Source organism: Niveispirillum sp., assembly GCF_017996735.1.
Lineage (GTDB): Bacteria > Pseudomonadota > Alphaproteobacteria > Azospirillales > Azospirillaceae > Niveispirillum.
This window is the reverse complement of sequence record NZ_JAGOGJ010000001.1, coordinates 1-19,011: the sequence shown is the minus strand read 5'-3', so window position 1 is coordinate 19,011 and position 19,011 is coordinate 1. Positions and strand designations below refer to the sequence as shown.

At 64.5% G+C, this 19,011-nt stretch carries 16 protein-coding genes; 4 read left to right on the top strand and 12 right to left on the bottom strand.

All coding sequences use genetic code 11. The features are described 5' to 3' along the window. Positions 1-3: 3 nt before the first annotated feature. The 8 genes from KBA48_RS00080 to KBA48_RS00045 all read right to left on the bottom strand — a co-directional run bounded on the left by KBA48_RS00080 (position 4) and on the right by KBA48_RS00045 (position 7,795). Positions 4-1,227: an acyl-CoA dehydrogenase family protein gene (locus tag KBA48_RS00080; protein WP_292902507.1), complete on the bottom strand. Its 1,224-nt coding sequence runs from the start codon at positions 1,225-1,227 to the stop codon at positions 4-6. Then, positions 1,224-2,258 (bottom strand): acyl-CoA dehydrogenase family protein, encoded by a 1,035-nt coding sequence (locus KBA48_RS00075; protein WP_292902505.1) that lies wholly within the window; start codon positions 2,256-2,258, stop codon positions 1,224-1,226. Before KBA48_RS00075 ends, KBA48_RS00080 begins: the two co-directional genes overlap by 4 nt. A gap of 16 nt (positions 2,259-2,274) precedes the next feature. Beyond that, on the bottom strand, positions 2,275-3,390 hold the full coding sequence (locus KBA48_RS00070) for an acyl-CoA dehydrogenase family protein (protein ID WP_292902503.1): 1,116 nt from the start codon (positions 3,388-3,390) through the stop codon (positions 2,275-2,277). Positions 3,391-3,394: 4 nt separating this feature from the next. Next, positions 3,395-4,543 (bottom strand): acyl-CoA dehydrogenase family protein, encoded by a 1,149-nt coding sequence (locus tag KBA48_RS00065; protein ID WP_292902501.1) that lies wholly within the window; start codon positions 4,541-4,543, stop codon positions 3,395-3,397. 90 nt (positions 4,544-4,633) lie between these two features. After that, a complete protein-coding gene (folE, locus tag KBA48_RS00060; RefSeq protein ID WP_292902499.1) occupies positions 4,634-5,221 on the bottom strand; it encodes a GTP cyclohydrolase I FolE in 588 nt (195 codons plus the stop codon). 110 nt (positions 5,222-5,331) lie between these two features. Further along, positions 5,332-6,096 (bottom strand): SDR family NAD(P)-dependent oxidoreductase, encoded by a 765-nt coding sequence (locus KBA48_RS00055; protein WP_292902497.1) that lies wholly within the window; start codon positions 6,094-6,096, stop codon positions 5,332-5,334. Beyond that, a complete protein-coding gene (locus KBA48_RS00050) occupies positions 6,093-6,653 on the bottom strand; it encodes a nuclear transport factor 2 family protein (RefSeq protein ID WP_292902496.1) in 561 nt (186 codons plus the stop codon). The genes KBA48_RS00055 and KBA48_RS00050 overlap by 4 nt, the downstream gene beginning before the upstream one ends. Beyond that, positions 6,653-7,795, bottom strand: a complete 1,143-nt coding sequence (locus KBA48_RS00045; protein WP_292902495.1) for a 12-oxophytodienoate reductase — start codon at positions 7,793-7,795, stop codon at positions 6,653-6,655. The genes KBA48_RS00050 and KBA48_RS00045 overlap by 1 nt, the downstream gene beginning before the upstream one ends. Before the next feature lie 172 nt (positions 7,796-7,967). Here KBA48_RS00045 and KBA48_RS00040 point away from each other — a divergent pair, with 172 nt between their 5' ends. From KBA48_RS00040 to KBA48_RS00025, 4 genes are all read left to right on the top strand, one after another. Then, on the top strand, positions 7,968-9,164 hold the full coding sequence (locus KBA48_RS00040; RefSeq protein WP_292902494.1) for an acetyl-CoA C-acetyltransferase: 1,197 nt from the start codon (positions 7,968-7,970) through the stop codon (positions 9,162-9,164). Positions 9,165-9,181: 17 nt separating this feature from the next. Further along, the gene (locus tag KBA48_RS00035; RefSeq protein WP_292902492.1) at positions 9,182-10,411 is read left to right on the top strand and encodes a CaiB/BaiF CoA-transferase family protein; all 1,230 of its coding nucleotides are present in this window, start codon (positions 9,182-9,184) and stop codon (positions 10,409-10,411) included. 93 nt (positions 10,412-10,504) lie between these two features. Further along, positions 10,505-11,362: a metal-dependent hydrolase gene (locus KBA48_RS00030; protein WP_292902490.1), complete on the top strand. Its 858-nt coding sequence runs from the start codon at positions 10,505-10,507 to the stop codon at positions 11,360-11,362. Between the two features lie 22 nt (positions 11,363-11,384). Beyond that, entirely contained in the window at positions 11,385-12,491 is a 1,107-nt protein-coding gene (locus KBA48_RS00025) for an epoxide hydrolase family protein (RefSeq protein WP_292902488.1), read from the top strand. Here KBA48_RS00025 and KBA48_RS00020 read toward each other — a convergent pair whose 3' ends face one another. From KBA48_RS00020 to KBA48_RS00005, 4 genes are all read right to left on the bottom strand, one after another. Next, positions 12,492-13,796, bottom strand: coding sequence for an MFS transporter (locus KBA48_RS00020; protein ID WP_292902486.1), 1,305 nt, complete (start codon positions 13,794-13,796; stop codon positions 12,492-12,494). Next, a complete protein-coding gene (locus KBA48_RS00015; RefSeq protein ID WP_292902484.1) occupies positions 13,793-15,280 on the bottom strand; it encodes an aldehyde dehydrogenase in 1,488 nt (495 codons plus the stop codon). The genes KBA48_RS00020 and KBA48_RS00015 overlap by 4 nt, the downstream gene beginning before the upstream one ends. Before the next feature lie 80 nt (positions 15,281-15,360). After that, complete coding sequence (locus KBA48_RS00010; protein WP_292902482.1) at positions 15,361-17,751, bottom strand: TonB-dependent receptor; 2,391 nt, start codon at positions 17,749-17,751, stop codon at positions 15,361-15,363. A 258-nt stretch (positions 17,752-18,009) separates the two neighbouring features. Beyond that, the gene (locus KBA48_RS00005) at positions 18,010-18,798 is read right to left on the bottom strand and encodes an SDR family oxidoreductase (RefSeq protein WP_292902480.1); all 789 of its coding nucleotides are present in this window, start codon (positions 18,796-18,798) and stop codon (positions 18,010-18,012) included. Positions 18,799-19,011 lie beyond the last annotated feature (213 nt).

Sequence of the window (19,011 nt, the reverse complement as noted above, 5' to 3'; positions counted from 1 at the left end):
GCCTCAGCGCGGCAGACCCAGCACGCGTTCGGCCAGGACGTTCTTCAGCACCTCGTTGGTGCCGCCGGAAATGGTCCAGGCATAGGACCAGAGATAAGCATCGTAACTGTCGGTGGTCTGGTTGCTGTCGCCCGTCATCCTGGGCATCGCCACCTGCGCCTCCATCCCGCCCCTTGCCAACATGAAGGCCCAATGGTCGTGCAGCAGTTCGGAATAGAGCAGCTTCACATAGCTGGGCAGGGGCGAATTGCCCATATGCGGGTCGGCGATCACCTCCGCCATCATACGGTCGATGATGGCGCGCACGGCCAGAAGCCGGGCATAGAGCCGCATATAGGCGCGGCGATGCGCGATATCCGGCCACCAGGCAACCTTGCCCGCACCAGCATCGGCCAGAACCATGTCCATCCCGAATTGCAGCCGGGCGGCCAGATCCACGATGATCAGGCCGCGTTCGGCCGACAGGGTGGACTGGGCGATACGCCAGCCGTCATTCTCGGCCCCGATCAGGTTTTCCGCCGGGATTTCCACGTCATCCAGGAACAGCTCGCAGAATTCCGCCCCACCATTGATCTGCGGGATCGGCCGGCGGGTGACACCGGGACTGTCCATATCCAGGATAAAATAGGAAATCCCGGCCTGCTTTTTGGGCGCCTGCGGGTTGGTGCGGGCCAGCAGCAGGCAATAGCGGGCATACATGCCATAGGAGGACCAGACCTTCTGGCCATTGACCACATAGACGGTGCGGCCATCGGGCGTTTCCCGCTTCTCCGCCTTGGTGCGCAGGGACGCCAGATCGGACCCCGCCCCCGGTTCGGAGAAACCTTGGCACCAGACCTCCCCATGATCACGCACGCCGGTCAGATAGCGGTCGCGCTGTTCCGCCGTGCCATGGGCGAACAGGGTCGCCGGCAGGTGGAACAGGGAAATGGTGAACATGTCCGGGCGCGGGGCATCGGCGCGGGCCAGTTCCTCGTTCAGGATCACGGCGTTGCGCAGCGACAGTTCCTCCCCGCCCCAGGCGCGCGGCCAATGCGGGGTCGCCAGACCAACCCGGCGCAATTGATCGAACCACCAATGCTGGAAGGTGACATAATCCGCTTCCGGTGCCGCGACCAGTTTGCCCTTCCAGTCGCCCGGCAGCACAGCGCTCAGCCATTGCCGCAGCGCGGCCCGGAACGCGGCCTCGTCATGTAGATGGTCAAGCGGCATGGGATGGGTCGTCATGCGACGTCCTCCGTCAACAGGGCGGCAGCGGCGTCCAGCGCCACGTCCTCGCCCCCGAACAACGCCCGATTCAACCAGGCGCGCTTCAGGTAATGGTGGCACTCATGTTCCCAGGTGAAGCCAATGCCGCCATGCAATTGCACGGCATCGTCGGCAATGGTGACATAGGCTTCCACCGCATGGGCGCGTGCCAGATGGGCAAGGGCCAGGACCCGTTGCCCGTCACCATCGCCCCGCACCGCCAGATCGACCAGGGCACGCGCCGATTCCAGCCGCAGCTTGTGATTGGCGGTGCGGTGCTTCAGCGCCTGGAACCCGCCGATCGGCTGCCCGAACTGGGTGCGGATCTTGAGATATTCAACGGTCTTTTCCAGGATGGCGTCCGCCCCGCCGACGCTGTCGCAGGCCAGCGCCAGGGCCGTGTGCCGGCGCAGGGCAGCGCCATCGACCGGAACCGGCAGGACCGGCGTGTCTGACAGGTCCAGACTGGCCGCCCCCCGCGTGCGATCAACCAGGGCCGTTGGCAAGACTGTCAAGCCCGCTGCCTCACGCGGAACCAGCAGATGGCGCCCGTCCGTGGCGGACAACAGGAACAGGCCCGCCGCATCCCCGTGCAGAACATGCACGGCCCGTCCCGTGACACGCTCCCCAGCCGACAGACCCACATCCAGTGCCAATGCGGCGAAGAGATCACCCGACATTAGCGGGGGCAGCCATCGCCCCCGAACCGAGTCAGGCGCGTCTTTCAGTGCGTCGATAACCAGCAAGGTCGTCATCAGTGGCAGGCAAGCCGGCCCGCGCCCCAACTCCTCATACAGGACGGCCAGGGCCGGCAGTCCAAGGCCGAGGCCGCCATCGGCTTCGGCGACGCCCAGCGCGCTCCACCCCAGACCCGCGATCGTTCCGGCCAGATCGCGGTCGAAGGCACCACCTTCATGCACATGCCGACGCACCCGCTCCGGCCCGGCCTCCGCAGACAGAACCTCCCGGAAACCCTGGCGCAGTTCGGTCAGATCGATCCCGTCACTCATTTCACCACCCCGCGCGTCAGGCCAAGGCCAGTCCCATGGACACGAACCGTCGCCGCTGTTCCCCGGCATTGCCCAGCCAGGCCGACAGGGTCAAGGCCCGCTTTACATACAGGCCCAGATCATGTTCCTCGGTAAAGCCGATGGCACCATGCAACTGGATGGCTTCGCGGGCGATACGGCTGGCGGCCTCCGAACAACGGCCCTTGGCGCGCAGGGCCGCCAGCGGCAGGGTCGTGGGATCGATGGCCCGCGACAGGCCAAAGCCCAGGGCGGCCACGGCCCGTTCCTTTTCGATGTAAAGATCGACGGCCTTGTGCTGCAACGCCTGGAAACTGCCGATCAACTGATCATATTGCCGGCGGATACCCATATATTCGAGAGTCATGGCCAGCATATGCTCGGTCAGGCCCAGCAGCGCGCCCGCCGCCACCACGCGGGTTTCATCCAGGGCCCGGCTGATCGCGGCCTCGGCCGCCATGGGCGGGGCCAGCAGCACCTCATCCGGGACGGTCACGCCGGTCAGCGTCAATTGGCCCAAGGGGCTGTCATCCGCGCGCCACAGCCAGGACAGGGTGATACCCGGCGCATCCGCCGGCAGCAGGAACAGGCCATAGCCTTTGTCCAACTGCGCCGGCACCAGAAGATGGGTGGCCCCCGCCGCACCCGCCACGGACAAGGCTGTGCCGGACAGGCGGAACCCCTCCCCCTCGTCCGTCGCGGTCACGGTGGGCAGCGCATCATCGAAATCCAGGGCCAGGGCGGGGCGAATTTCACCCGCAGCCAGCCCGGCCAGCAGCCGCGACCGCGCCGGACCGGCAGGTGCATGGACCAGCACGCGTGCAGCCAGCACCGCCTGGGCCAGCAGCGGTTCAGCGATCAGGCCCTTTTCCAGCTCCCGCACCAAGGTGGCCATTTCGGCCAGACCCAGGCCGATGCCGCCATCGGCCTCGGGCACCAGCACTCCAAACCAGCCCAGTTCGGCAAAAGTAGCCGCCAGTTCCAGATCATGACCCGGCAAGGTCCGTCGCATCCGACGGGTGCGCCCATGGTCCGTATAATCGGCAACCAGACGCTGCGCACCGTCCCGCAGTTCGGCGATCATGCTGTCATCGGTGGAAATCGGGTCCATCATGTCCTCAACCCGGCAGGCCAAGCACACGCTTGGCCAGGATGTTGCGATGAATCTGCACAGTGCCGCCATAGATCATGGGGGCCCGCGCGGTCAGGTAATCGCGCAGCAAATCGGCCGTCCCCTCATCAAACGGCACCTCGCCCCCCAGACCACCGCGCTCGGCGGCGATCTCCTGGGTCAATTCCGTGATCCGGGCATAGGTTTCCGTGGCCACGATCTTCAGGGTCGACACCTCGAACCCGAAGGAATGGCCGGCGCGGATTTCCTGGGCCAGACGTTCATACATCTCGGCATTGTCGGCCAGATCAATCTGCAACTGCGCGATGCGGTCCAGCGTGACCGGATCGCGATCCCGTCCGGCCAGACGCGCGACCCGCACCAGGCGGTCCATCGCCTGCCGACCCATATGGGGGGAACCGGCCCAGACCCGCTCAAACCCCAGCAGGGACTGGGCCACCTTCCAGCCATTGTTCAGGCCGCCAACCAGATTGGCCACCGGCGCGCGCACATCATCGAGAAACACCTCGGCGAATTCGGCGTCGCCATTGATGGTAACGATGGGCTTCACCGTCACGCCCGGCTGGCGCATATCCACCAGGATGAAGCTGATGCCCGCCTGTTTGCGCACATTCTTGTCGGTGCGCGCCAGGACAAAGATGTGGTTGGCATCGACGGCGCCGGAGGTCCAGATCTTGTGCCCGTTGATAATGAATTCATCACCGTCGATCCGCGCCTCGGTGCGCAGCGCCGCCAGGTCCGACCCGGCCCCCGGTTCGGAAAATCCCTGGCACCAGAGGTGTTCGGCCGAAACGATCCTGGGCAGATAATGCGCCACCTGTTCCGGTGTGCCATGGGCCAGCAGCACAGGGCCGACATTCAGCACGCCCTGCTCCATGACGCGCGAAATGCCGGCGCGCGCCCATTCCTCCAGATAGATCAGGTGCTTGGCCTGTTTCAGCCCCATGCCGCCATGTTCCACCGGCCAGCCGGGGGCCAGCCAGCCATGCGCGGCCATGGCCTTGTACCAGCCCTGCGACTGTTCCCAGCGCACATGCTCCTCGCCGCGCCTGATATGGGCGGGGCAATGGGTTTCGATGAACTGGCGGGCCGCGGCGCGGAACGCCTCATCGGACAGCGCATTCCAATCCTGCATCTTTACCTCTCCTTGGCCGCTGCTGATGATGGTCCGCGTCGTTGCGCGGTAAAGCCCGCCGGCAAACCTCATCAGGAATGTGATGGCTGCCTAGCCCCCCATCAGGGCCAGCACTTCCTTGCGGCTTTTCTCGTCATCGCGGAACACGCCCATCATGCGGCTGGTCTTCATGGCGACACCCGGTGTATTGACCCCGCGTGAAGTCATGCAGCCATGGGTCGCCTCGATCACCACGGCCACGCCGAGCGGCTTCAGGTTTTCCCAGATACAGTCCGCCACCTCCGCCGTCAGCCTTTCCTGCACCTGCAGCCGCCGGGCAAAGGCGTGCAGCACGCGCGCCAGTTTGGAAATGCCGACGACATGCTTGTCAGGCAGATAGGCGATGTGGGCCCTGCCCGTGATGGGCGCCATGTGGTGTTCGCAGTGCGACTGGAACGGGATATCCTTCAGCAGCACGATCTCGTCATAGCCGCCGACTTCATGGAAGATCCGCGACAGATGGAAAGCCGGATCGTCGCCATAGCCCCGGCAATATTCCTTCCAGGCCTTGGCGACCCGGCGCGGGGTGTCGAGCAGACCTTCGCGGTCGGGATCGTCGCCGGCCCAGCGGATCAGGCGGCGGATGGCGTCCTGGATGTCATCCGGGATTTCGGCACCGGCTTGGAATGATGTCGTCATGGTCTCGGGGATCGGTTGCCTCTATGTCTGACCCGCATCATAGAAAGGCCGATCCGGGGGCCGCCAGCGATGGCGCCACCGGAAGTCGAATGGATCATGCTTCTGATCCTTCACCCCTGGCGCCGTCCGCCGCAGACCTCCGTATCTGTCCCGGTGATCATGGCGGCATCGTCGCTCAGCAGGAAAAGGACAGTGGCCGCGACCTCGTCCGGCGTCACGGCCCGGCCGATCAGTTGCGATCCCGACGCCACGGCCACCTGCTGTTCCGGTGTCAGCATGAGGGCAACGATGGGCGTCGCGACCAGCCCCGGCGATACACTGTTGACGCGGATGCCCTTGGCGGCGTGGCTGTGGGCCGCATAGGCGCTCAGGTGAACCACCCCGGCCTTGGCCGCGCAATAGGCAGGCGAGGCCACCGGCGTAACGATCTTTCCCGACATGGACGCGGTATTGACGATGGACCCGCCACCGCGCGCCGCCATCACCGGCAGTTCATGCTTCATCGACAGGAAAACCGATGTCAGTGATACGGCCAGGGTCCAGTCCCAATCCTGCCGCGACATATCCTCCATCCCGCCATGGCGCGACAGGCCGACATTGTTGAAAGCGTGGGCCAGCGGGCCGTGTGTCGCCACCGCCGCCGCAACCAGGGCGGCAATGTCACCCTCGACCGTTGCATCGGCGCGCTGGAACAGGGCCTTGCCGCCCAGGGCGTTGATCTCCGCCACCACAGTCTGGCCACCTTCACCGTCCAGGTCACCGATGGTCACCAGTGCCCCTTCCCGGGCCAGGGCCAGCGCCGTGGCCCGGCCGATGCCGGAAGCACCACCCGTCACCAGGACGGAACGGCCTGCGAAACGCTGTGCAAGGGTCATTTCTTTGCTCCTTCCAATGGCAGGTCGGTCAGGCCCGTCACATCCACCCCGCGCCAGAAATCGATCCAGCCGGGGAAATCCCCCGGCAGGCGCGGCGGCAGATCACGCCCCGGCCAGTCGTTGAAAGGGGGGCTCGGCCGGTCAGCCCAATCCGTGCAATACCAGTGCTTTTCCCGACGCCGGACAAAAAGCCATTCCCCTTCGACACGGGCATATTCATCGAAATAGATGATGGCCATGGTGATCCAGCGGCCCGCCTCCTCATGTTCCGCCCGGCAATAGACGGCACCTGTGGCATGGTTGGCGTCGGTGAAATCCACTTTGTGTCCGCAGATCAGGTGGACGGAGCGATAGAAGCTGCGCAGGGCCGGCGTGATGATGGATTTCAGGACATCGCGGCCCCTCCCGTGCCGGCCGCAATCGACATCGGGCACGAACAGGCCCATCCAGGCGTCGATATCCCGACCATCCACGGCCAGGGCGTAACGCACGGGCAATTGCTGGATAGCCAGGTGGGATTCCACCCGGTCGAGCCTTTGTTCGAGGATGGATGTCATCAAATCAGCCTTTGCAGATTGGCGGGATCGAAGGGCAGAAACGGTTCACCGTGGCGCGCCCGTTCGAACCAGCGTGGATCGTTCAGCAGAGACCGGCCGACAGCGATCAGGTCGAACTCCCCGGCCCGCATCCGGTCCAGCAAAAGCGGAAGGTTGTTGGCGGCGCCCTGGCTATCATCGATATGACGGGCAGGGCCTCGCGCCTTATCCAGCCCGACACCGCCCACGGCCATGGCCGGAAGCCCGGTCAGGCGGCGCATCCAGCCGGCCAGGTTCAGGGGCGATCCGGCGAAGATCGGCGTGTCGAAATAGCGCTGGCTGCCATCAAACAGGTCCACGCCGGCATCGGCCAGCGGCCTGAGCAGCCGGCCCAGGTCATCCGGATTGTCGGCCAGGACGGCCCGGTAATCCTGCATCTTGAACTGCGAAAGGCGCAGACAGATGGGCAGGTCCGGTCCCACCGCGGCCCGCACGGCGCGCACCACGGCCGCCCCGAAGGCCGCTCGCCGTTCCGCATCCCCGCCCCAGCGATCATCCCGCTGGTTGGTGAAGGACCACAGGAAACTATCGATCAGATAGCCATGCGCGCCGTGGATCGCAACGCCGTCGAAACCCAGCCGGCGTGCGGTGGCCGCCGCCTTGCCATAGGCGTCGATGACATCCTGGATGTCGCTGTCGCTGGCCGGCCCTGTTGCCGGCAGGGCTGCTTCCCGCCCCGCCAGCGGGATGGAGATAGTACCGTCCCCCGGTCCCCAGATGCCCGACGGACGCAGGGACGGCGCGAACATCCCCGGCTGCGCACTTTCCACATTCCACATCGGCCCCTGGTGCCAGAGCTGGGGCCAGATGCGCCCGCCCGCCCGGCGAACGGCGTCGATGACGCCGGACCAGCCCGTCAGCGCGTCGGCGCCAAACAGGCGCGGGGCATTCGGATGGTCCACCGCCAGCGGGTGATCAATCGCCACGCCTTCGGTGACGATCAGCCCGACACCATGGGTTGCCCGGCGGGCGTAGTAGGCGGCGACGTCGGGGCCGGGCACACCTCCCGGACAGGCGTAACGCGACATGGGCGCCATCACCACCCGATTGGGCAATTCCAGCCCGCGCAGCCGAAAAGGGCGCAGCAACGGTTCCAGTTCCACCAAAGGCCCTCCCTTCCCATCAACGCCCGGAACATCAAGACAAGCGCGCGGCCGGGACAAGAGGCCGGCCAAAGCCATCGCAAACGTGATGATGTGGGCCAGGGGGCTGAACAGGCCAGCCGGCCATGCGCTAATCAGACCGGGCCCTTCAACGACACCGGACTTCATGAAGATGAGACGCGCCGTCATCGCGACCCCGCTGCGCACGCCCGTGGCCAAGTTCCTGGGGCGGTTGCAGGATGTGCCGGCGGAGGCGCTGGCCGCCCACATCGTCAGGGCCGTCGTCGACCGATCCGGCATCGATCCCGCCGCCATCGACGAGGTGGTGTTCGCCCAGTCCTATGCCAACAGCGAGGCGCCCTGCATCGGCCGCTGGGCGGCCCTGGCCGCCGGCCTGCCGCTGGAGGTGGCAGGCATCCAGGTGGACAGGCGCTGCGGTGGCGGCCTGTTGTCCATCGCCAGTGCCGTGATGATGGTGGAGACCGGGGCGGCCGATGTCGTGCTGGCCGGTGGCGTCGAAAGCATGAGTAACATTGAATATTACAGCACAAGCATGCGCAAGGGTGCCCGCGCCGGGACCGTTGCCTTTTACGACCGGCTGGATCGGGGCCGCGAACGGTCGCAGCCGGTAGAACGGTTCGGCCCCATTTCCGGACTGATCGAAACGGCGGAAAATCTGGCGAAGCGCGACGGAATCAGCCGGGAGGCGGCCGACGCCTATGCTGCCCGCAGCCAGGCCCGCGCCGCCGCGGCCTGGGAGACGGGCCTGTTCACGGATGAAATTGTCCCGGTTCCCGTGCCGGGACGCAAGGGCGCCATCGACCTGTTCGAGCGGGATGAAGGCGTGCGGGGCGATACCAATGTTGAAAGCCTGTCCGCCCTGCGCCCCATCATCAAGGGTGGCACCGTTACTGCCGGCAATGCCGCACAGCAGAATGATGCCGCCGCCGCCTGCCTGGTGGTGGCGGAGGATCGCGTCGCTGCCCTGGGCCTGACGCCCGTAGCCCGGCTGGTTGGCTGGTCTTCTGCCGGTTGCGACCCCGCCATCATGGGCATCGGCCCCGTGCCGGCTGTCGCCAAGCTGTTCGCCCGCACCGGCCTGTCATGGGACGACATGGATCTGGTGGAACTGAACGAGGCGTTCGCGGCGCAGGTGCTGGCCGTGCTGAAGGGCTGGGGCTGGGACGACCCGTCGCGGTTGAACGTCAATGGCTCGGGTATCTCCCTGGGTCACCCGATCGGGGCCACGGGCGTGCGCATCCTGGTGACGATGCTGCACGAGATGCAGCGGCGAAAGGCCCGTTACGGGCTGGAAACCATGTGCGTCGGCGGTGGACAAGGCGTGGCCGCCATCTTCGAACGGCTGTGAGCGGGGGAACGGAAACCATGGCGAAACTGCCCTTGGACAATATCCGGGTACTGGACCTGTCGCGCGTGCTGGCCGGCCCCCTGGCGGGACAGATGCTGGGTGACCTGGGCGCCGATGTCATCAAGATCGAGCGGCCGGGCAATGGCGACGACGCCCGTGTCTTCGGCGCCCCCTACCTGTCCGGCAAGGACGGCAAGCCTACGAGGGAAAACGCCTTCTATCTGTCGGCCAACCGCAACAAGCGCTCCGTGACCGTCAATATCGCCCATCCCAAGGGGCAGGAGATTGTCCGCGCCCTGGCCGCCAAGGCCGATGTCATACTGGAAAACTACAAGGTCGGTGATCTGGCCCGTTATGGCCTGGATTATGAAGCGGTAAAGGCGCTGAACCCGCGCGTCATCTACTGCTCCGTCACCGGCTACGGACAGACGGGCCCCTATGCCGCCAAGCCCGGCTATGACGCGGTATTCCAGGGCCAGTGCGGGTTGATGAGCGTGACCGGTTTGCCCGATCACAAACCGGGCGGCGGCCCCATGAAGGTCGGCCCCAGTATCGTGGACGTATTGACGGGCCTTAACGTGTCCAACGCCATCCTGGCGGCTCTGTACAGCCGTGACGCCAATGGCGGCCAGGGTCAGCAAATAGACGTGGCGCTGCTGGATTGCGGCATCGCCGCCCTGTCGCACTATGCCCAGATCTACCTGACCAGCGGTGAGGTACCGGTGCGGCGAGGAACGCAGGGTAATGGTGGCATGCCGTCCACCCTGTTTCCCTGTGCCGATGGCGCCATCATGCTGACGGCCGGTAACGATACGCAATATGTACGCCTGTGCCGGGCGGTGGAACGCCCCGACCTTGCCGACCACCCGCAGTTCTGCACCAATATCCTGCGTGTGGAGAACCGCGACGCCCTGACCGATACGTTCGACGCCATTTTCCGCCGCCGCACTGTCGCCGAATGGCTGGACAGGCTGGAAACGTTCGGCATTCCCAGCGGCCCGATCAACGATATCGGCCAGGTCTTCGCCGACCCGCAGGTTCGCCATCGCGGTCTGGCCGTACCCGTTGACCATCCGCTGGCGCCCGACCTGTCGGTCATCCGCAGCCCGCTGAATTTCTCCGAAACGCCGATCGACCGGTACAAAGCCCCCCCGATGCTGGGCGAACATACCTTTGACGTGCTGTCCGCCGAACTGGGGCTGGATGCGGCGGCGCTGCAGGCACTCCGGGCCGACGGCGTGATCTGATCGAAACATCACGCCTGTGATTGCGATGCCCCTGCCCTCGGTCCGGTGGCCGGTCCGCCCTATAATCGATATCGCCAAAGGGGAGTAATCGCGATGCAAGTCCGTGCACCCAAGATCGACTATGCCAATATCCGACCGGACTGGGCGCCCAACCGTGAATTCGCCCATGACCGCAATGCCGCCTCCACCATTCCGACATATGTCGAACCCTACCTGATCAAGGTGATGCATCGGGCCAAGGCCGCGCTGCCGGCGGAACATGCGGACCTGCATAAGCAGATCGACTGGTTCATCGCCCAAGAATCCCAGCATCTGCGGCAGCATAATGCCTTCAACCGGCGCGTCCGTGCCGCGGGCTATCCCGGCATCGCCCATTTTGAAGAAAAGCTGAAACAGGATTATGTGGAGTTTCTGGACAAGCGGTCCCTGAAATTCAATCTGGCCTATTCGGAGGGGTTCGAATCCATGGGGCCGCCGGCCGCCGCCCTGTGGTTCGAACATTCCGACGATTTCCTGGCCGGTGCCGACGCAGAGGCCGTGGCCCTGTGGAAATGGCATATGGCGGAGGAGTTCGAACATCGCGAGATCTGCCATCGTCTGTTCATGACCCTGTTTGCCCGCACACGATGGCAGCGGTTCTGGAACGGCTGGTTGTACCGCGTCTATGGGTTCATCTGCGCCGTGGCGCATCTGGGGGCCTATTCCAGGTCGGTGCGCACCTATCTGATCGCCACCGACCGCGCCCGCATGTCAGCCGCGGAATTGAAACAATCTCAGGACAATCTGAAGGCGGTTTCGCGCCATACGCGCCGCCATATGCTGCCGTCGCTGCTGGCCGTGCTGTCGCCCTTCTACAACCCTGCCCATAAGCCGCCGCCGCGCGGGATCGTCGAATATCTGGCACGGTTCGAAAAGGGCGGGGATATGGGACTGGGCAATCAAGCCCATTGACCAGGGGCCAGGGAACAGCAGCATGACCGATCTTTCACCGCGCCCCTTCCGTATCGACATCCCGGACGCCACCCTGGACCTGATCCGGGCACGGTTGCTCCTGTCGCGCGACGGTTACGCGCCCGCCGACGACAAGGGCTGGGCCTATGGTACGGACGCCGGCTGGCTGGCCGGGTTACGGCGGTACTGGCTGGATACCTATGATTGGCGAGCGGCGGAACGGCACCTGAACCGGTTGCCGCATTTCAAGGCCTGCATCAACGGGATCGATATCCACTTCATCCATCTGCGCGGCGACGGGTCACGCCTGCCGCTGATCCTTACCCATGGCTGGCCAGGATCCTGTTTCGAATTTGATCAGGTGGCGGAGCCGCTGGCGGCACTAGGATTTGATGTCGTCATCCCGTCGCTGCCGGGCTTCGCCTTTTCCAGCCGCCCGGACGGGATTGTCGGGCCGCGCCATGTCGCCGGCCTGTGGCGCCGGTTGATGGTGGATGTCTTGGGCTATCCGCGCTTTGGCGCGCAAGGGGGGGATTGGGGATCGGCGGTGACCACCTGGCTGGGCCGCGACCATGGGGATGTGGTGGCTTCCATCCACCTGAACCTGTTCCTCGGTCCGACCGACCCTGCCGACACCGACCCGGAAACGCTGGTCTGGCGTCAGCGTCTGATGGCCGTACAACAATCCCAATCCGCCTATATGATGGAACAGGCGACCAAGCCGCAGACCATCGGTCTGGCCCTGGCCGACAGCCCACTGGGCTTCGCATCCTGGATCATGGAGAAATTCCACGGCTGGGCTGACACCAAGGGCGATATCGATGGTCGGTTCAGCAAGGATCAATTGCTGACCAATCTGATGCTGTATCTGGTGAATGACGCCGTGCAATCGTCGATCTGGATCTATCGCAGCATGTTCACCGAGCCCAGGTCTGGCGCCCGCGTGGAAGTGCCCACGGGTTGCGCCCTGTTCCCGGCGGAATTCCTGCCCTATCCGCCCCGGTCGGTGGCGGCACGATGCTACAATATCACCCGCTGGACGGAGATGGCGGCCGGCGGCCATTTCGCTGCCATGGAAGAACCGGTCGCCTTCACGCGCGAGATTGCGGAGTTCTTCAAGGATTTCTGATCAGGCCATACCGATGCGCAGGCGGAACGCCGGCAAAGCCCAGGCGATCAGCATCGCGGCCCCCGCCCCCAGTCCCAGCAGGGACAGGGCGATGGCCGTCCCCACCTGGGCCGGGTCGGCGAAGACATAATCGGTCAGCGCACCGATCAGCATCGGCCCCAGCGCCAGCCCGCCCAGATTGGCCATCAGCACGGCCAGCGCACCGAACCGCCCCCTCATGGCGTCGGGTGCGATCATCTGCACCGCTGCCAGCACCGGCCCGAAGGAGGCGCCGATGGTGAACATCATCAACAGGATGCCGGCAAACATCCAATCCGCCGATCCTGACAGGAACCCGGCAGCGGTGACCGGCGGCACCAGCAGCAGCATCCAGAAACTGAGGCGGAGTGCGATGTCACGCCGACCGCGCGCGAACATCCGGTCGACCAGCAGACCCATGGACAGCCCGCCCAGGATGCCGCCGACCCCGACGGCCAGCCCCATCATGCCGCCAACTTCCGCCGGACCCAATTCCAGTACACGGCGGGCATATGTCGGCGCCCAGATCATGGCGCCTTGCGTGGCCATGGCCGTCAAGCCATAGCCACCCATGATACCGCCCATCAACCGCCCGTGACCACGCAGGAAACCGAAAAACGCGCGCCAACCGGCCTCCTGCCGGCTGACCGTGGCCCTGACCGGTTCGCGCAGGGTGAAGGCCAGCAGCGCCACGGCCACGCCCGGCAGGCCGGTGACCACGAGCACCTGACGCCAGGGCGCCAGCCCGTCCAGCCACCCGCCCAGCGGATGTGCCGTGAACAGGTCGAGCAGATAGCCGCCCAGGGCGAAGGATAGGCTGATGCCGGCGATGCCGGCCGCCACGAAACAGGACATGGGGGTGGACAGGCGATGACGGGGGAAGATGCCGGACAGCAGCGACTGCGCTGCCGGTGAGATCGCCCCCTCACCGAACCCGACCAGCAACCGCGCACCGAACAACTGGACATAATCGCGCGCCAAGCCAGTGGCTCCCGCCGCCAGCGACCAGATGGTGATACCCGCGAACATGATGCCCCTACGCGACCAGCGATCCACCAGCCCCCCGATGAATAAACCCATGGCGCCATAGAACAGGGCAAAGGCCATGCCCTGGATCAGGCTGATCTGAAAATCGTTCAACCCCAGTTCCGCCCGCATCTCCGGGATCAGCACGGCGATGACGGTACGGTCGATCAGGGAGACGATCTGGAACAATACGATCACCAGCACGGCCCACCAGGCCTTCAGCGGCGTATAGCCCGGGGCGTAACCGTCGACCGGCTTCATGCGCGTGATCCCAGATGCGACGGCGGGTGCGGCAGGAACACCGATTTCACTTCCGTAAAACCATGCAGCCCCTCGATGCCACCTTCACGGCCGATACCGGACTGTTTGAACCCGCCATAAGGCAAGGTGAAGTCGATGACACGGCCGTTCTGTCCGAAATTGCCTGTCCGGATACGCCGTGCGATGGCATAGGCCCGATCGGTGTCCGCAGTGAAAACGCCCCCGGACAGGCCATAGGGGCTGTCATTGGCGATGGTTACGGCCTGTTCGATATCATCGAAGGGAATGATGCTGCCGACGGGGCCGAATATCTCTTCCCGCGCGATGGTCATGGCATTGTCGACGTCGGCGAACAGGGTCGGCTCGATGAACCAGCCGCGCGACAGATGCGCAGGGCGGCCGCCGCCGCTGATCAACCGCGCCCCTTCCGCCCGGCCCCGGTCGATGAAGGAACAGACGCGGTCGAGCTGTCGTTTGGCGATCAGCGGCCCCATCTGCGTTTCCGCCGCGAACGGATCACCGACCTGAACCGACTGGAAGGCGGCGGCCAGGGCCTCCGCGATCTCCCCCTGGCGGGCGCGGGGCACCAGAATACGGCTGAAGGCGGCACATTGCTGTCCGCACAAGCCGATCAGGTTGGGCATGATGCCAGCCACAACGGTTTCGATGGGGGCATCCTCCAGCACAATGGCTGCTGACTTACCCCCCAATTCGGTGGTGACCCGCGCCGACCGCGCGGCACAGATCGCGGCAACATGCAGGCCAGCGGCGGTGGAACCGGTGAAGCTGACCTTGTCCACTTCCGGTTTACGGATCAGATATTCCGACACCTCCCGATCGGCAGGAAGGACGGAAAATACACCTTCGGGCAGCCCGGCCTCCGCCACACATTCGGCAAGCAGCAATGCCTCCAGCGGCGTTTCCGGCGACGGTTTGGCAATGACTGTACAGCCTACGGCCAGTGCCGGAGCCACCTTCAGCAGCAAAGTCGCAAGCGGCGCGTTCCAGGGCACGACGGCCACGGTCACGCCCACGGGCTCGCGCACCACAACACAGGTTCCGCCTTGGCCCGGGGTCCGCAACTCCTCGAACCCGACATTTTCCGCCAATCCACAGAAATAGTCGAAATAGGCCCGTGCATAGGGGGCGAACATACTGGAATGAGCGATGGGCATGCCCACCTGCAAGGTCCACGCCTGGGCGAAATCGGGCGCCCGCGCCGCCAGACTGTCAGCCACCCGGCGCAGGGCCGCCGCCCGCTCGCCACCCGTCATGCGTGGCCAGGGACCGTGATCGAAGGCATGGCGGGCCGCCGCCACCGCCCGGTCGACATCAGCCGGCGAGGCGGCCACGACGGCCCCCAGCGATGCTTCCGTGGAAGGCGATACCAGTTCGATCCAGCCCCCGCCGGGACGCGGCCGAACCCATTGGCCAGCGATGAACAGACGATCGGGATGCGACAGGTTGGCGAGGTTGGCGGTCATGTCTGGTTCCTGCTGGTGGATGCTCATCAAGAAAAAGGCGGACGGGTTGTCTCTCCGTCCGCCTTCAACATGCCGGGTGATCAGAACTTGTAGCCCAGTTCCACGCCAAACATGCGCGGTTCGCCATAGACGCTGGACTGGAAGCCCAGGCCCTCGGCGATCAGGCCCAGCACGCCGACGCGGTATTCCTTGTTGAAGACATTGGTGCCGAACAAGGCCGCGTTGATGCCGGACCGGTTGATGTCGTTCCATTCCAGCCGCAGATTGACCAGACTGTAAGACGGCTGCAGCCCCTGGATCTCAAAATCATCCAGATAGATCTTGCTGCGCACGGTGTAGTTTGCCGTGAAGGAAGCGGAGCCCAGATGGTCCTCGACAGGCAGGTTGAACACACCCGTCAGGCCGAACTGGTGCTTGGGCGTGCCCCGCTGCTCGAACTCCGGCAGGACGGTACGGTTGGGCAGGGTCTGCGAAGACGCCCCCCGCAGGATGTCCACGTCGGTATATGAATAAAAGCCCGTCAGGCTGAAGGCCTCGGTGGTATAGCCGAATTCCATTTCGCCGCCCCGATTGCGCTGCTTGGCGGTATTGTCGACGACCGTGACCACCGTATCAGCAACCCCATCCCCATTGACGTCCAGGCTGCTGGCCCGCTGCTTCTGAACATTGCTGCCATTCTGCTGGAACAGCGCCAGATTGGTGGTCAGGCGCCCGTCGCCCACGAACGTATCCGCCTTCACGCCCAACTCATACTCATCCACCTTTTCCGGCAGGAAAGGTTTGAGGGCCGCATTGTTCTGCGCGCGGGTGGAATAGCCCCCGGCGCGGAAACCATGGCGATAAGAGGCATAGCTGGTCACGTCGCCGGTGAGTTGATATTGCAGCGTTGCGTCATAGGTGAACTCGTCGAAGCTTTTCTGGCTGCTGAAATGGCACTGGTCGTAGGGTACCGACTGCACCCCGGCGGTCAGCAGGTCCAGGTCGAACTCGCAGGTGCGCAAGTTGGGCCGGGTCGGTGATACGGTGATCTGCCGCTTGTCGTAATTGTACCGGATACCGCCCGACGCGGTCAGGTCTGGCGTCAGCTTGTAGGTGCCGGCCGCAAAGCCCGCATAGGTCGTCGAGTAGCCCTCGCCGGCGCTGTATCCCTGGAACAGCGCGGCGGAGGTGGATTGCGGCACGCGGGCGCCGGCGAAGGTCAGTTGCGGCAGGGTGTTGGTGAAGGACCCATCGATACCCTTTTCCTTGAAATAGAAACCGCCCAGGATATAGGTAAAGTCGCCGTCGGCCGCTTCCCCCTGGAGCTGCAGCTCCTCACTGATATTTTCGATATAGGCGAACTGGCGCGGTGTGATCAGAAAGGCGGGTATGCCGTCGTAATCCTGCACGACGTTGCGGCCCTGGTTCCGATAGCCGAAAATATTCTTCAACGTCAGCGTATCGTTCAGTTCGATGGTGGTCTTGTTGACCAGACCGTTATTACGGGTCTTTTCGAACGGCAGGCCGAACGCGTCAAGGTTGCCACCCTCGCCGGCACCCATGTCCAGGGAATAACGCTTGTTCTTGAACAACTGCTGGGCTGCGGCGAACTGTGCCGGGATATTGTCGGTGATCTGCCCCGCGGCGCGCAGCCCTTCATAGTTGGACAATGCCGATGGCAGACCGATCGAGGTCAGGAAGGCCGCCGTGCCGTGCTCGTCGCTGGTGTAATGATCGAACACAGTCAGGTTCTCCACCCCCTCCCACGGCTTGGCCAGCAGGGAGATGCGGGCGCTGTCATAATGCTGATTGTCATAGTCGCGGCCGGTCGTGACCTCTTGCGACCAGCCGTCACGGCGCCGCACCTTGCCCGACACACGTACCGCGAACTTCTCGCCCAGCGGGGCATTGACCATGCCATAGACCTCACGCATGTCGCGATTGCCAGCCGACAGCTTGATCTCACCCTGCGTCTCCTCCAGCACCGGATGGTGGGGTTCCACCAGGATCGCGCCACCGGTCATATTGCGGCCGAACAATGTGCCCTGGACCCCCTTCAGCACCTGCACCGACTGGAGATCATAAAGCGCATTGCCGAAACCATAGGGACGCGGCTGCACCACTTCGGCGAAATAGGTGCCGACGGGCGGGTCCGTGAACAACTGGCTTTCCTGGGCGCGCTGGCCACGCATGGCAAAGGAGACCACGTTGCGCTGGCTGGCCCCGGTGGTGATGGACAGGGACGGCGTCTGATATTGCAGCGACTGCACATCCGCCACGCCCACTTTCTCCAATGCATCACCCGACAGTGCCGTGACGGCGATGGGCACATCCTTCAGCACTTCCTCGCGTCGGCGGGCCGTGACGATAATCTCTTCTAACAGGCCGCTCGCCGGCGACGCTTCGGTGGATGTCGCCTGTGCCATGACCGGCAGCGGGCCGCACAGGGTTGAAGTCGCCAATAGCGCCAAGGTCAAACCGCGCAGCTTCATGAGTATCCTCCCCTACATTCATCCATTGTTATTTTAAGCGCCCGCTGAATGAATTCGGCCCTACAGCCGGGACGGCGGATTGGCCTGTCCTCATTCCTTTGTATGGATAACGATGCGCTCCGACACCCATTAAAATCGAAGCCTTCCACAAGGGAAGCGGGTGCCTGTCCCTAGACGGGAGGGATCAGATACGTGATCCCCGATCCCCCCCCAACTCCATCGCTTGCACCATGCAAACCCTTCACTGACAAGCAAAAATCAGGTCTGCACCACCACCGGCAGCGACAAGACCCCAGCCACACCGCCATCCACATGCAGCATGTGACCGGTGACGTAGGAGGCGGCGTCCGACGCCAGGAACAGGGCCGGACCGACGATTTCCGACGGATTGCCGAATCTGCCCATGGCGATGGCGTCGCGGAATATCTTCGCCCGCGCCGGGTTGCCCACCGTGGGGGCTGCCATGTCGGTGTCGAAAAAGCCGGGAGCAATGGCGTTGCAGGTGACGCCGCGTGGTGCCAGTTCCGCCGCCACGGCCCGCGTCAGGCCCAGCACGGCATGCTTGCTGGCCGTATAGGCGGACAGGTTGGGCCGGCCGGTCTGCGCCACATAGGAGGCGAAGTTGATGATGCGGCCCCAGCCGCGTGCCGCCATGCCGGCCGACAATTCACGACAGAGCAGGTACATCGACGCAACATTGACGTCGAACATGTTCTGCCAGCCCTCCAGGCTGCTGTCAGGCAGGCTGCCCCAGCCGGCGATGGCACCGTTATTGACCAGGATATCGATGGGGCGCTGTTCGGCGGCCAGCCCTTTCGCTGCCGCCTCCACTCCCGGCAGGTCGCCCAGTTCGAAAGTTATGATATCGGCGCTGCGTCCGAGATCGCGGACTTCCGATGCCACTTCTGCCAGCTTGGCGCCATCACGTGCCGCCAGCACCAGATCGGCACCGGCACGCGCCAGGCCCAGCGCGATGGCCCGCCCCAATCCCCTGGACGCCCCCGTCACCACCGCCCGCCGGCCAGCCAGCGAAAACAATTCCTCCATCGCATTTCTCCCCGTTCAGCCATGTCTATCCTTCCTTTGATACGACGCGGTCCGGGTGGTGGGCAGACGAGGACCTGAAACGATCATATCGGCGATGACCTTGCGCCACCCCCTCCCCCCGCCTGATGGCTCGACGTACACAGATGGAAATCAGACGGGCTGGAAGGCTCGATACGGGGAGATGCAATGGATAAGATCCGGGTGGAGGAGATC